Here is a 13,084-nt window from a genome sequence, read left to right as displayed (position 1 = left end):
AATAAGAGTCTGATTTCGGTCAGGTTTTTTTCCGGCTGGAAGGCTCAAGACGGCGGCTTTCAAGGCCGCCGCCGGTGTCGCCCATCAAGCTTTTGGCGCTTCTGGCAGGAACCAGTTCAGCAGCAGCGCGCAGATGCCGCCGGTGGCCACGCCGGACTCCAGCACGTTACGTAGCGCCGCCGGCATATGGGCGAGGAATTCCGGTACCTGGGAGACGCCGAGGCCCAGGGCCAGGGATACGGCGATGATCAGCAGCGCCCGGCGGTCGAGGTGGATGCTGGCGAGGATATTGATCCCCGAGGCCGCCACCGCGCCGAACATCACCATCGCCGCGCCACCGAGCACCGGCTCGGGCACCGCCTGGATCGCGCCGGCCACCGAAGGGAACAGGCCGAGTAGCACCAGCATCAGGGCGATCCACTTGCCGATATGCCGGCTGGCGATGCCGGTCAGCTGAATCACCCCGTTGTTCTGGGCGAAGATCGAACTGGGGAAGGTGTTGAACAGCCCGGCGAGCAAAGAGTTGGCGCCGTTGACCAGCACGCCGCCCTTGATCCTTTGCATCCACAGAGGGCCTTCCACCGGCTGGCGCGAGACCTTGCTGGTGGCGGTGACGTCGCCGATGGCTTCCAGGGAGGTTACCAGGTAGATCACCAGCATCGGAATGAACAGCGCCCAGGAGAACCCCAGGCCGAAGTGCAGTGGCATGGGGATCTGGAACAGCGCGGCCTCGTGCATGCCGGTGAAGTTCAGGCGGCCCAGGTAACCGGCCAGGGCATAGCCGACCGCCAGGGCGATGACGATGGCGCAGCTGCGCATCCACACCAGCGGGATGCGGTTGAGGGCCACGATGATCGCCAGCACCATGCCCGACAGCAGCAGGTTCTCGCCGTTGGCGAAGGTGCCGTTGGCCATGGCGCTGAAGCCGCCGCCCATGCTGATCAGGCCGACCTTGATCAGGGTCAGGCCGATCATCAGCACGACAATGCCGGTCACCAGCGGAGTGATCATGCGCTTGACGAAGGGCAGGATCCGCGAGATGCCCATCTCGACGAAGGAGCCGGCGATGACCACGCCGAAAATGGCGGCCATCACCGCTTCCACCGGCGAGCCTTGCTTGACCATCAGCGCGCCGCCGGCAATCAGCGGGCCGACGAAGTTGAAACTGGTGCCCTGGACGATCAACAGCCCGGCGCCGAAGGGGCCGAAGCGGCGGCACTGGACGAAGGTGGCGATGCCGGAGATCACCAGGGACATCGAGACGATCAGGTTGGTGTCCCGCGCCGACACGCCCAGGGCCTGGCAGATCAGCAGGCCGGGAGTGACGATGGGCACGATGATCGCCAGCAAGTGCTGCAACGCCGCCAGAATGCCGATCGGCAGGCTTGGGCGATCCTCAAGGCCGAGGATCAGTTCGCTGGCCTGGGGCTCGGCGGCGGGCGGAGTCTGGTGAGCGGTCATGGCGGGGCCCTGGAAAAAAAGAGGTCGCGATTCTACTGCAACACCCTTCATTTGCGTGAAGCTCAATCGGTAGGCACTGACCTTGAGGACGCCATCGCCGGCAGGCCGGCTTATTCGAGAATATCGAAACCGCTGCTGCCCAGGCGCTCGCCATTGACCAGCAAATGCACGGCGTGATGACCGCTGTAGTGCTTGCGGGTGGTCAGTTCACGGATGTGCTGGCGCCGGCTCAGGGTTTCACGGGTACCTGCGGCCAGGTGCAGGGTCTTGAGCTTGAAGACCTTGCTCGAGGTGGCGCCCGAGGCCTTCACGTAGTCGATAGCGTAGTCGATCACCAGTTTCTGATTGGCGGCTGCGGTGGAGGCCAGGGTGAAAGACAGGGTGACGCTGTCGCCAAGACGGATCACGGTGGGCTCGACCTTCAAGTCCGACACTTCGACCTCGGCCTTGGCGCCGGCCCCCATCAGCGTGAGGGCCCGTGAATTGCCCTGTTTGATCAGGCTGCGTAAGGCGTGACGGGCGATCCAGGCGGTGCGCGGGTCGTCCAGTGACCAGCCCTCGATCAGTTCCAGCACCCAGTCAGGATGTTCCTTGGTGATGTCGTTGAGGTGGTTGGCCACCGATTTGCGCACGTACAGGCTGTCGTCCGCCTTGAGAGTCTCGAGTATTTCAGCGGCGAGGCTTGGGTCGGACTGGATCTGGGCCAGCCGGAAGGACCACGGCAGACGTGGTCGCGAGCCTTCGCTGGCGAGGCGGCGGACGTGTTCGTCGGGGTCCCGGGCCCAGCTTTTCATCAGCGCCAGGGTGCGTTCGAAATCACTGAGCAGGAAATGCCGTATGGCGAACTCCGAAGAGCCGAAGGCGGTGAAGTACTTCAGCGCGTCCATCGACAGCTCGAAGTCCTGGCTACCGTAGCTCGCCACATAGTGTGGCAGGCACATGCTGACAAAGCCGCTGTTCAGGCGCGGGGCGAGCTGGCGCAGCAGCTGGAGGGACTGCTTGTAGCTCAGCGGCAGCACCGCGTGCAGGCTTTCGCTGACCCGGGCCAGGCGCTGCATGATCGACAGATCGTCGAGACCCTGGTGGGTGCGGCTGATAAAGCCGGCGCTGTCGAAATCGGGGTACACCGCGCGCATTTCATTGGCGATATGCAGCAGGCGTTCGCTGTTGAAGATTTCCTTCAGCGCCGGGGCGGCTGGTTCGGTGCTCATGGCCTGCTCCAATCCTTGAAAGGGCCGCAGTATAAGGCACTTGGCGAGTGTTGAGGTGGGGGCATCCCGATACTCGATGATCCCAAGTCTTGCCCGGATTTGTGGCGAGCGGGCTTGCCCGCGCTCGGCTGCGAAGCAGTCGCAAATCCGATCACCATGTTCTACCTGACACATTACGATCGCTGGTTTTAGGGCCGCTTTGCAGCGCGGCGCGGGCAAGCCCGCTCGCCACAAGACCGCGCTTGGCTCCAGATTGTGTTAACTGGCTGGCATTAGGGCCCGCGGGCGCCTTTCTGGCACAGCAGTTGTATGATTCGATCTATCTGCCTGAGGGAGTCATCCGCTTGAACGACCTTCTGCACACCGCTGCCGCACCGGTGGCCATCGAGCGTCAATTGCGCGAGCAACTGGCGGCCTGTTACCGGTTGATCGCGCACTTTCGCATGACCGACTTGATCTTCACCCATATATCCCTGCGTTTGCCGGGGCCCGAGCATCATTTTCTGATCAACCCCTATGGGCTGATGTTCGAGGAAATCACTGCGTCGAGCCTGGTGAAAATCGGCCTGGACGGCCGGGCGGTAGAGGATTCGCCGTATCCGGTGAATCCGGCCGGGTTTGTGATTCACAGTGCGATTCATGGCGCCCGTGCGGATGCGCAATGCGTGCTGCACACCCATACCCGCGCGGGTTGCGCGGTGGCGGCGCTCAAGTGCGGGTTGTTGCCGGTGAACCAGATGTCCATGGAGTTCTTCGGGCGCACGGCTTATCACGACTATGAAGGCGTGGCGCTGGACCTGGACGAGCAGGCGCGCCTGGTGCGCGACTTGGGCGACAAGTCGGTGATGCTGTTGCGCAACCATGGTTTGTTGACGGTGGGCGAGAGTGTGGCCCAGGCGTTTTTCCGCATGTATTACCTGGAGAAAGCCTGCGAGATCCAGATCGCGGCCCAGGCGTGCGGGGAGCTGGTGTTGCCGTCGGACGCGGTGTGCGCCCATACCGAGCGCCAGTTCAATGACCCGGGCCGGCCGGTGGAGGAGGGGCAGTTGAGCGACCCGGGTGCCATGGGATTGGCGTGGGCGGCGATGTTGCGCTTGCTGGATCGGGTGGCCCCGGACTACCGGGACTGACGCTTGGAGGGGCTCGGACCCGTTTTATGTGGGAGGACGCGGGCCGGGCTTTTGTGGGAGGACGCGGGCCCTGCTTTTGTGGGAGGACGCGGGCCCTGCTTTTGTGGGAGCGGAGCTTGCCCGCGAATCTCGAGGACACGCGGAGCAGCAGATACACCGCGTTATCGTTCTTCGCGGGCAAGCTCCGCTCCCACAGTGTCCGTGTTCAACCCATGGATCAGCGGTGCCTAGAGGTGCAACGCATGCCCCAACGCCCGCAGCGCCGCTTCCTGCACCGCTTCACCCAGGGTCGGATGGGCATGGATGGTCCCGGCGATATCTTCCAGGCAGGCACCCATTTCCAGGGATTGCCCGAACGCCGCCGCCAGTTCCGACACCCCGGCCCCCACCGCCTGCCAGCCGACGATCAGATGATTGTCACGCCGCGCCACCACCCGGACGAAACCGCTTTTCGATTCCAGGGTCATGGCCCGCCCGTTGGCGGCAAACGGGAAGCTCGAGACCAGGCAATCCAGCCCGGCGGCCTTGGCTTCATCCGGGGTTTTACCGACCACCACCAACTCCGGATCGGTAAAGCACACCGCCGCAATCGCCGTCGGATTGAATTCACGATGCTGCCCGGCAATCAGCTCGGCAACCATCTCGCCCTGGGCCATGGCCCGGTGCGCCAGCATCGGTTCGCCGGTCAGGTCGCCGATGGCCCAGACATTGCGCATGCTGGTCTGGCAACGGTTGTCGATCTTGATCGCCGCGCCGTTCATGTCCAATGCCAGGGCTTCAAGGTTCCAGCCCTGGGTCCGTGGCTTGCGCCCTACGGCCACCAGCACCTGGTCGGTTACCAGTTGCAGGGTTTCACCCTGGGGATCGCGCACCGACAAGGTGCTTGACGCCGCATCGAAGCTCTCGACGCTATGCCCCAGATGCACGGTAATACCCAGGGCCTTGATCGACTCGGCCACCGGCTGGGTCAACTCGCGGTCATAGGTCGGCAGGATCCGCTCGCGCGCCTCGACCACCGTGACCTCGGCCCCCAGCTTGCGGTAGGCAATCCCCAGCTCCAGGCCGATATAGCCGGCGCCGACCACGGTCAGGCGCTTGGGAATCGAAGTCGGCGCCAGGGCTTCAGTGGAGGAAATGATCGGCCCGCCGAGCGGCAGCATCGGCAGGTTCACCGTCTGCGAACCGCTGGCCAGCAGCAGGTGCTCGCACTGGATACGCAGGCCGTCGACCTCGACATGTTTGCCGTCGATGACGTTGGCCCAGCCATGGATCACCTTGACCCCGTTCTTCTTCAACAACGCGGCGACGCCGCTGGTCAGGCGGTCGACAATCGCGTCCTTCCACTCGACGCTCTTGCCGATATCCAGGGTCGGTGCCGACACCTTGATCCCCAGCGGCGAGGTGCCGCCACTGTAGCTTCGGGTGGTATGGAACTGCTCGGCGACATGAATCAGCGCCTTGGACGGAATGCAGCCGACGTTCAGGCAGGTGCCGCCCAGCGCCTGGCCTTCCACCAGCACGGTGGGAATGCCCAACTGGCCGGCACGAATCGCCGCGACATAACCGCCGGGGCCGCCGCCGATGATCAACAGCGTGGTGTTTTGGGTCTGTTGCATGATCACTCCACAAACAGGCTGGCGGGTTGTTCGAGCAAGCCGCGAATGGCCTGGATGAATTGGGCCGCGTCCATGCCGTCGACCACGCGGTGATCGAAGGAACTGGACAGGTTCATCATCTTGCGGATGACGATCTGACCCTTGATGACCACGGGCCGCTCGACAATGCGGTTGACCCCGACAATGGCCACTTCCGGCAGGTTCAGCACCGGCGTGCTGACAATCCCGCCCAACGCCCCGAGACTGGTCAGGGTGATGGTCGAGCCGGACATCTCCTCGCGACTGGCCTTGCCGCTACGGGCGGCCTGGGCCAGGCGGTTGATCTCGTCCGAAGTGCCCCACAGGTTGAGGCTCTCGGCGTGGCGCACCACCGGCACCATCAGGCCGCCGTCGGTCTGCGCGGCCACCCCGACATGCACCGCGCCATGGCGGGTGATGACCTGGGCCTCGTCGTCATAGCGCACGTTGATCTGCGGGAAATCCCGCAGCGCCACGACCATCGCCCGTACCAGGAACGGCAGCAGGGTCAGTTTGCCGCGGCTGTCGCCGTACTTGTGGTTCAGGTGCACCCGCAGCTCTTCCAGGGCGGTGACATCCACTTCCTCGACATAGCTGAAGTGTGCGGCGCGACGCTTGGCGTCCTGCATGCGCTGGGCGATCTTGCGGCGCAGGCCGATCACCGGGATCTGCTGTTCGTCGGTGCGCTTGGCATAGCTGGCGACCGCTGGAGCCGGTTGCTCGGATTGAGCCAGGTAAGCGTCGAGGTCATCGTGCAGAATGCGCCCGGCCGGGCCGCTGCCGTGGACGAAACGCAGTTCGATCCCGGCATCCCAGGCGCGCTTGCGCACGGCGGGAGAGGCCAGCGGACGTTCGTCGGCGGCACGGGCCACCGGGGCCGGGCGCGGCACGGCGGCCTTGGTCGACGCGGGTCTGGCGACGGGCGTGCTCGCGGCTTCAGGTTCGGCAACCGGCTTTTCCACGACGGCCGCCGGCGCTGCTTTCGCTGCCGGCGCTTCAGCGCCTTCGCGCAGGTTGCCGGCGCCTTCCACCTCAATGCTGATCAGCACGCTGCCGACCGCCATGACTTCACCGGGCACGCCGCCCAGGGCAATCACCTTGCCGTGGACCGGCGAGGGGATATCGACCATGGCCTTGTCGGTCATGACGTCCGCCAGCACCTGGTCTTCGACCACCAGGTCACCGACCTTGACGTGCCATTGCGACAGTTCGACTTCGGCGATGCCTTCACCGATATCCGGCATCTTGATGATATGAGTACCCATTCAGACCTCCATGACCCGTTTCAAGGCCGCACCGACGCGTACCGGACCTGGGAAATAAGCCCATTCCTGTGCGTGGGGGTAGGGCGTGTCCCAACCGGTGACGCGCTCGATCGGCGCTTCCAGGTAATGGAAGCAATGCTCCTGGACCAGGGCGATCAGCTCGGCGCCGAAGCCGCAGGTGCGGGTGGCTTCGTGGACGACGACACAACGACGGGTTTTCTTCACGGAGTTGACGATGGTTTCCAGGTCCAGCGGCCAGAGGCTGCGCAAGTCGATGACTTCGGCGTCGACCCCGGTTTCCTCGGCGGCGGCCTGGGCCACATAAACGGTGGTGCCGTAGGTGAGGATGGTCACCTCACTGCCTGGACGGACAATGGCGGCGCAGTCCAGCGGCACGGTGTAGTAACCCTCGGGCACGGCGCTGGCCGGGTGCTTGGACCAGGGGGTTACCGGACGCTCGTGGTGACCGTCGAACGGGCCGTTGTACAGGCGCTTGGGTTCGAGAAAGATCACCGGGTCATCGTTCTCGATGGAAGCGATCAGCAGACCCTTGGCGTCGTAGGGGTTGGACGGCATCACCGTGCGCAGCCCGCAGACCTGCGTGAACATCGCCTCCGGGCTCTGGCTGTGGGTCTGGCCGCCATAGATGCCGCCGCCGCAAGGCATGCGCAGGGTCATCGGTACGGTGAACTCGCCGGCGGAGCGGTAGCGTATCCGCGCCGCTTCCGAGACGATCTGGTCGGAGGCCGGGTAGAAGTAGTCGGCGAACTGGATTTCCGCCACCGGGCGCAGGCCATAGGCGCCCATGCCGACGGCGACGCCGACGATGCCGCTTTCCGAGATCGGGGCGTCAAACACCCGCGAGGTGCCGTACTTGCTCTGCAGGCCTTCGGTGCAGCGGAATACGCCGCCGAAGTAACCGACGTCCTGGCCGAACACCACCACGTTGCTATCGCGCTCAAGCATCACATCCATGGCCGAGCGCAGGGCCTGGATCATGGTCATGGTGCTGGTGGCCACGGCGTTCTCCGTTTGCAGTTTGCTGTGATCGTTCATGGCTTATAACCCCAATTCCTGACGCTGCCGGCGCAAGTGCTCGGGCATGTCCTTGTAGACGTCCTCAAAGATGGTCGCGGCGCTGGGCATCTGCCCGCCGGCCAGGGTGCCGAACTGTTCGGCCTCCTTCTGCGCGGCGATGATCTCGGCTTCCAGTTCGGCGCTGACAGCGGCATGTTCCTCTTCGGACCACTGGCCGATGGCGATCAGGTGCTGCTTGAGGCGCATGATCGGGTCGCCGAGGGGGAAGTGGCTCCAGTCGTCGGCGGGACGGTACTTGGACGGATCGTCGGAGGTGGAGTGCGGGCCGGCGCGGTAGGTGACCCACTCGATCAGGGTCGGCCCGAGGTTGCGCCGGGCGCGTTCGGCGGCCCAGGCGGAAGCGGCGTAGACGGCGATGAAATCGTTGCCGTCGACCCGCAGCGAGGCGATGCCGCAGCCCACGCCACGTCCGGCGAAGGTGGTGGCTTCACCGCCGGCGATGGCCTGGAAGGTGGAGATTGCCCACTGGTTGTTGACCACGTTGAGGATCACCGGGGCGCGGTAGACGTGGGCGAAGGTCAGGGCGGTGTGGAAGTCCGACTCGGCGGTGGCGCCGTCGCCGATCCAGGCCGAAGCGATCTTGGTATCGCCCTTGATCGCCGAGGCCATGCCCCAGCCGACGGCCTGGACGAACTGGGTGGCCAGGTTGCCGGAAATGGTGAAGAAGCCATGGTCGCGCACCGAGTACATGATCGGCAGTTGCCGGCCCTTGAGCGGATCGTGTTCGTTGGACAGCAGTTGGCAGATCATGTCCACCAGCGGCACGTTCCGGGCCATCAGGATGCTTTGCTGGCGGTAGGTGGGGAAGCACATGTCGTCGAGGTTCAGGGCCATGGCCTGGGCGCTGCCGATAGCTTCCTCGCCGAGGCTCTGCATATAGAACGACATTTTTTTCTGGCGCTGGGCAACCACCATGCGCGTGTCGAAGATGCGGGTCTTGAGCATGGCGCGCATGCCCTGGCGCAGGATCGCCACCGGCACGCCTTCGGCCCAGGGGCCAAGCGCCTGGCCCTGGTTGTCGAGCACGCGGATCAGGCCCTTGGCCAGGTCGGCGGTGTCGGCGGGTTCGACGTCGATCGGGGGTTTGCGGACCTGGCCGGCATCGGTCAGGTGCAGGTAACTGAAGTCGGTCTTGCAACCGGGACGGCCTGAAGGTTCAGGAACGTGCAGGCGCAGCGGTTCGTACGCTGGGGTCATGGCTTTCTACGCTCTATCTTGTGAATTTCTTGTAGTGGGCGCGCGAGCTGGCAATCATTCCCTGGGTAAGGGAAATCTTGTCCTACAACAATCATAGGCCGGACGAAGAAGAATATTTCTCTCTGTTTCATTGCGCTTAAGACGATTTGCAGATAAAAAATCTGCATAACCATAAAAATCAGGTGTTTTTATCTCATGCGCAAACTGGATCGCACCGATATCGGGATTCTCAACAGCCTTCAGGAGAATGCCCGCATTACCAACGCCGACCTCGCCCGTTCGGTCAACCTGTCGCCGACGCCATGCTTCAACCGGGTCAAGGCCATGGAAGAACTGGGGTTGATTCGCGAGCAGGTGACCTTGCTCGATCCGGAGTTGCTCGGCCTGCACGTCAACGTGTTCATCCATGTCAGCCTGGAAAAACAGGTGGAAGAGGCGTTGCAGCATTTCGAGGCGGCGATTGCCGATCGGCCGGAAGTGATGGAGTGCTACCTGATGGCCGGGGACCCGGACTATCTGATCCGTGTGCTGGTGCCGACGATCCAGTCACTGGAGCGCTTCATGATGGATTTTCTGACCAAGGTACCGGGGGTGGCGAACATCCGCTCGAGCTTTGCCCTCAAGCAGGTGCGTTACAAGACGGCGCTGCCGTTGCCGGCGGGCGGTCTGACCTTGGGGAGTTGAGAAAGTGGCGGGTGTTGAGCGAGCAGCAAGGAGAGGGGGGAGCTTTCGTCAGCCGCGACCCTGAAAACGGCGGGCTGACGAGGATGCAGCTTTACTTTGGCTCTTTGTCACCGGCAGTCAGGCCGGCTTGGATGCGCTGGTAAATCTCTTCACGATGCACGGCTACGTCCTTCGGGGCATTGATGCCTATCCGGACTTGCTGGCCGCTAACGCCCAGAATCGTGATCGTGATGTCGTCACCGATGTTGATGCTTTCACCGACTTTGCGGGTGAGTATCAGCATGTCTTTCTCCTTGAATGTTACTAAGGCGCCTTTCTCAGGCATTCCTGGCTTAGGTCTTACACACAGAATACCGCTAAGTGCATCCGAATGGGTGGTTCATTACAGACGTCATTTCATTCTATTTAATTCCCCAGGGTCGGAAAATCGTCGGTAATTCAGCCTGATAAGACCGCCACAGCCAGTGGAACAAGGTTAAGACAGGCTGCAAGGTGATAAAATCACATTAACTGATCATTACGGGAGACGCTTTGTGCGCAGAATAGCAGTGATGGTGGCACTCGTGGTGCTGGCTGGTTGTGGAGATGGCTCGGGACACAAGGTCGAGCCGGCGAAAGTGGCTGCGACGCCAGTAGCGGCGGCGGTGCCGGCTACCGGCTGGGACCTGCTGATCAAGGATGACAAGACCAAGGCCCTCACTGACTGGACGGCCTGGCTGATCGAGCATGGTTATCCGTTCAAGATCCTCGATGACGGCAAGGTCATTGCCGGACCGTTCGCGAGCCGGGAGATTGCCGAGCAGAAAAAGGCGCAGTTGGCCGACAAGCAGAACATGGATTCCGAGGTGGTGGAGCACAAGGTGCCGGCAGACAACTCGGCGCAAAATAACGCCGCGCCCGCGCCGGGCTATTGAGCCTGTAGCAGGGCTTGTCGCGATCCCTGAGGGAGCAGAGCTTACCCGCGGTTCCTGTGGGAGCCGAGATTACCCGCGATCCCTGTGGGAGCCGAGCTTGCTCGCGAAGAGGCCCGTGAGAACACTAAAAGCTTCGCGGGCAAGCACCGCTCCCACAGGGACCGCGTTCTCCCCTGGGAATCGCATTCTCAGGGCCTCTTCAACCGCAAGCCTTGAGGTTCACCGGCCCGACAAAGCCGTTGCCGTGCCCCATGACGCAGGCCACGCTCTGGTTGCGCTGGCGTTCCCAGGCCTGAACCGGATAAGTCTTGTTCCAGGCCTCGTACAGTTGCCGATCCTGTCTCGACAGGCGCAGGCCGTACTGCTTGCTCATGTAGAAATAGGTCCGCGCGATCATCCCGCGAATCGACGGGCGCGGCATGACCTTCTTGGCCTTGAAGTCGACCTGGGTCAGGCAGGAACCGTATTGGCCCTTCTGTACCGGCAACCAGCCGAAACTGAAGTTGCTGCGGTCGCCGTTGACCTCGCCGATGCTCGGCACCAGGTTGTGCAGGTCGGCCTCGGCCTTCTTGTAGGTCGTGTCGTGTTGGCTGCAGTTCTTGCGTCCGCCCTGTTGCCAGCACTGGCGCTGATGGCCGATCTGCCAGGCCGGGACAATGTGCTCCCACTCGATACGCGCCGCCCGCTGGGCATTCTTGCGCGGCACATACCCGCAGGACTGCAGGTCGACCCGGTTACCGTTGTATTTGCAACCGCAATAAAATTCGGTGGACTGCGGCGCATAGAGCTTCCAGGCGACTTTCTTGGCTTCGGCGAAGGTGCGGGGCGCATCGGCCTGGGCCGGCAAAACACAGAAAAAACACAGCAAGGCGATAAAGCGGACAATCATTGGTTCAGTCTTCCTTCGGCACAACCCAGAAAATCTGTATGCCACCGTCGTCGCGGTAGGCCAGCGTGACGTTGTCGTTCTCGGCAATTTCCTCGAGCAGTTGCTCCCACTCGTCCACCGGTTCGTCCGGCAGCCGAAAGAGCAGGGCGGCCTTGGCTTTCTGGGCGTTCGGCGAGTTGATGATCTTCTGGACGCGCAGGCCCATGCGTTCGTAGGTGCTGGGAGCGGCGGAAGTTGAGTTGGCCACGGAACAATCCTCAATTAGCTGTACGTGCATACAGTATTTAACTGTAAGCCATTTCGCAACTGTCAGGGAATGGTGAGGTGCTTCTGACAGCGCTTTTTGCGATTTGGTGCCCGCCAATCGAGAAATTATTAGGTTTTACAGTGAGATGCGCAGTATGGCGGCGGCGGCGGGGGGCCGACGCCAGGGAAGTCCTTGCCCGACCCGGTCGAGGACGTCTTGTTTGTAAGACCGGCGGCTATGCTGTGACAGACCGTTGACAAATCTGCACAAGATTCGCATAGTTGGATTACGCAAACGTTTGCGCGAACCGTTTCCAGGGCTGTGCACACGCATTTCCCGTCACGCTCCTGGCGTTGCTCACAACAATCATAAGATCCGGAGTAAACCCCATGAAGTTGCCATTCGCTGGACGCCTTCTTGCTGTCGCCGTACTTGCCGCCGCTTCTGCCACCCTGCCGCTGTCCCAGGCCTTCGCGGCCGACGCCGCCGCCAAACCCAAGGTCGGCCTGGTGATGAAATCCCTCGCCAACGAGTTCTTTCGCACCATGGAAGACGGCGCCAAGGACTACCAGAAAACCCACACCGGCGACTTCGACCTGATCTCCAACGGCATCAAGAACGAAACCGACACCACCGCGCAGATCGACATCGTCAACCAGATGATCGTCTCCAAGGTCAACGCCATCGTGATTGCCCCGGCCGACTCCAAGGCCATGGTCTCGGTGATCAAGAAAGCCAAGGATGCCGGGATTGTCGTTGTCAACATCGACAACCAGCTCGATGCCGGCGTGCTGAAAAGCAAGGGCATCGAAGTGCCGTTCGTAGGGCCTGACAACCGCAAGGGCGCACGCCTGGTCGGCGAGTACCTGGCCAAGCAACTGAAAGCCGGTGACGAGGTTGGGATCATCGAAGGTGTGTCCACCACCACCAACGCCCAGATGCGCACCGCCGGTTTCACCGACGCGATGAAAGCCGCGGACATGAAAATCGTTTCCGTGCAGTCCGGCGATTGGGAGATCGACAAGGGCAATGCGGTCGCCTCGGCGATGCTCAACGAATACCCGAACCTCAAGGCGCTGCTCGCCGGCAACGACAGCATGGCCCTGGGCGCTGTCTCCGCCGTGCGTTCGGCGGGCAAGGCCGGCAAGGTGCAAGTGGTCGGCTATGACAATATCAATGCCATCAAACCGATGCTCCAGGACGGTCGCGTGCTCGCCACTGCCGACCAGTTCGCCGCCAAGCAGGCGGTGTTCGGCATCGAAACCGCACTGAAAATCATCAAGGGCGAAAAAGTCGACAGCAAGGACGGTGTGATCGAAACCCCGGTCGAGCTGGTACTCAAGAAGTAAACCTC

The 13,084-nt window shown here is 62.5% G+C and carries 13 protein-coding genes; 4 read left to right on the top strand and 9 right to left on the bottom strand.

The window, feature by feature from the left end; translation table 11 throughout:
- Positions 1 to 84: 84 nt before the first annotated feature.
- Positions 85 to 1,461: a nucleobase:cation symporter-2 family protein gene (locus tag M5B99_RS12145; protein WP_248804237.1), complete on the bottom strand. Its 1,377-nt coding sequence runs from the start codon at positions 1,459 to 1,461 to the stop codon at positions 85 to 87.
- A 110-nt stretch (positions 1,462 to 1,571) separates the two neighbouring features.
- Positions 1,572 to 2,672 (bottom strand): DNA alkylation repair protein, encoded by a 1,101-nt coding sequence (locus M5B99_RS12140; protein WP_248804236.1) that lies wholly within the window; start codon positions 2,670 to 2,672, stop codon positions 1,572 to 1,574.
- Positions 2,673 to 3,016: 344 nt separating this feature from the next.
- Between M5B99_RS12140 and M5B99_RS12135 the strand changes: the two genes are divergently transcribed.
- On the top strand, positions 3,017 to 3,802 hold the full coding sequence (locus tag M5B99_RS12135) for a class II aldolase/adducin family protein (RefSeq protein WP_248804235.1): 786 nt from the start codon (positions 3,017 to 3,019) through the stop codon (positions 3,800 to 3,802).
- A gap of 227 nt (positions 3,803 to 4,029) precedes the next feature.
- Here the strand turns inward: M5B99_RS12135 and lpdA are convergent, their stop codons facing one another.
- From lpdA to M5B99_RS12115, 4 genes are read right to left on the bottom strand one after another with little or no spacing between them, the layout of a single operon-like run.
- Positions 4,030 to 5,418, bottom strand: a complete 1,389-nt coding sequence (lpdA, locus tag M5B99_RS12130; protein WP_248804234.1) for a dihydrolipoyl dehydrogenase — start codon at positions 5,416 to 5,418, stop codon at positions 4,030 to 4,032.
- A gap of 2 nt (positions 5,419 to 5,420) precedes the next feature.
- Positions 5,421 to 6,701: a dihydrolipoamide acetyltransferase family protein gene (locus tag M5B99_RS12125; protein WP_248804233.1), complete on the bottom strand. Its 1,281-nt coding sequence runs from the start codon at positions 6,699 to 6,701 to the stop codon at positions 5,421 to 5,423.
- Positions 6,702 to 7,757 (bottom strand): alpha-ketoacid dehydrogenase subunit beta, encoded by a 1,056-nt coding sequence (locus M5B99_RS12120; RefSeq protein WP_248804232.1) that lies wholly within the window; start codon positions 7,755 to 7,757, stop codon positions 6,702 to 6,704.
- A 3-nt stretch (positions 7,758 to 7,760) separates the two neighbouring features.
- Entirely contained in the window at positions 7,761 to 8,996 is a 1,236-nt protein-coding gene (locus M5B99_RS12115) for a 3-methyl-2-oxobutanoate dehydrogenase (2-methylpropanoyl-transferring) subunit alpha (protein WP_248804231.1), read from the bottom strand.
- Between the two features lie 195 nt (positions 8,997 to 9,191).
- On the opposite strand from M5B99_RS12115, the gene bkdR reads away from it, so the two are divergent.
- Positions 9,192 to 9,680 (top strand): Bkd operon transcriptional regulator BkdR, encoded by a 489-nt coding sequence (bkdR, locus tag M5B99_RS12110; RefSeq protein ID WP_177093589.1) that lies wholly within the window; start codon positions 9,192 to 9,194, stop codon positions 9,678 to 9,680.
- Between the two features lie 91 nt (positions 9,681 to 9,771).
- On the opposite strand, the gene csrA is transcribed toward bkdR, so the two are convergent.
- Positions 9,772 to 9,963, bottom strand: coding sequence for a carbon storage regulator CsrA (csrA, locus tag M5B99_RS12105; protein WP_121132523.1), 192 nt, complete (start codon positions 9,961 to 9,963; stop codon positions 9,772 to 9,774).
- 250 nt (positions 9,964 to 10,213) lie between these two features.
- On the opposite strand from csrA, the gene M5B99_RS12100 reads away from it, so the two are divergent.
- A complete protein-coding gene (locus tag M5B99_RS12100) occupies positions 10,214 to 10,594 on the top strand; it encodes an SPOR domain-containing protein (RefSeq protein WP_248804230.1) in 381 nt (126 codons plus the stop codon).
- 199 nt (positions 10,595 to 10,793) lie between these two features.
- On the opposite strand, the gene M5B99_RS12095 is transcribed toward M5B99_RS12100, so the two are convergent.
- Positions 10,794 to 11,483 (bottom strand): endonuclease, encoded by a 690-nt coding sequence (locus M5B99_RS12095; RefSeq protein WP_248804229.1) that lies wholly within the window; start codon positions 11,481 to 11,483, stop codon positions 10,794 to 10,796.
- Positions 11,484 to 11,487: 4 nt separating this feature from the next.
- On the bottom strand, positions 11,488 to 11,760 hold the full coding sequence (locus M5B99_RS12090; RefSeq protein WP_248799973.1) for a DUF1654 domain-containing protein: 273 nt from the start codon (positions 11,758 to 11,760) through the stop codon (positions 11,488 to 11,490).
- Between the two features lie 359 nt (positions 11,761 to 12,119).
- Here M5B99_RS12090 and M5B99_RS12085 point away from each other — a divergent pair, with 359 nt between their 5' ends.
- Complete coding sequence (locus tag M5B99_RS12085) at positions 12,120 to 13,079, top strand: sugar ABC transporter substrate-binding protein (RefSeq protein WP_248804228.1); 960 nt, start codon at positions 12,120 to 12,122, stop codon at positions 13,077 to 13,079.
- Positions 13,080 to 13,084: the final 5 nt, after the last annotated feature.

Origin of the sequence: Pseudomonas sp. MWU13-2100 (genome assembly GCF_023242365.1) — a bacterium.
In the GTDB taxonomy this organism is placed as follows: domain Bacteria; phylum Pseudomonadota; class Gammaproteobacteria; order Pseudomonadales; family Pseudomonadaceae; genus Aquipseudomonas.
Note: the sequence above shows the minus strand (reverse complement) of the source record. Positions and strands in the feature narration are given on the sequence as shown.

Bases quoted from the DNA above. Each gene is read 5' to 3' on its own strand.
- M5B99_RS12085 (WP_248804228.1), top strand. From the start codon at position 12,120: ATGAAGTTGCCATTCGCTGGACGCCTTCTTGCTGTCGCCGTACTTGCC.
- csrA (WP_121132523.1), bottom strand. From the start codon at position 9,963: ATGCTGATACTCACCCGCAAAGTCGGTGAAAGCATCAACATCGGTGAC.
- M5B99_RS12140 (WP_248804236.1), bottom strand. From the start codon at position 2,672: ATGAGCACCGAACCAGCCGCCCCGGCGCTGAAGGAAATCTTCAACAGC.
- M5B99_RS12090 (WP_248799973.1), bottom strand. From the start codon at position 11,760: ATGCACGTACAGCTAATTGAGGATTGTTCCGTGGCCAACTCAACTTCC.
- M5B99_RS12120 (WP_248804232.1), bottom strand. From the start codon at position 7,757: ATGAACGATCACAGCAAACTGCAAACGGAGAACGCCGTGGCCACCAGC.
- M5B99_RS12095 (WP_248804229.1), bottom strand. From the start codon at position 11,483: ATGATTGTCCGCTTTATCGCCTTGCTGTGTTTTTTCTGTGTTTTGCCG.
- M5B99_RS12125 (WP_248804233.1), bottom strand. From the start codon at position 6,701: ATGGGTACTCATATCATCAAGATGCCGGATATCGGTGAAGGCATCGCC.
- M5B99_RS12115 (WP_248804231.1), bottom strand. From the start codon at position 8,996: ATGACCCCAGCGTACGAACCGCTGCGCCTGCACGTTCCTGAACCTTCA.
- lpdA (WP_248804234.1), bottom strand. From the start codon at position 5,418: ATGCAACAGACCCAAAACACCACGCTGTTGATCATCGGCGGCGGCCCC.
- bkdR (WP_177093589.1), top strand. From the start codon at position 9,192: ATGCGCAAACTGGATCGCACCGATATCGGGATTCTCAACAGCCTTCAG.
- M5B99_RS12145 (WP_248804237.1), bottom strand. From the start codon at position 1,461: ATGACCGCTCACCAGACTCCGCCCGCCGCCGAGCCCCAGGCCAGCGAA.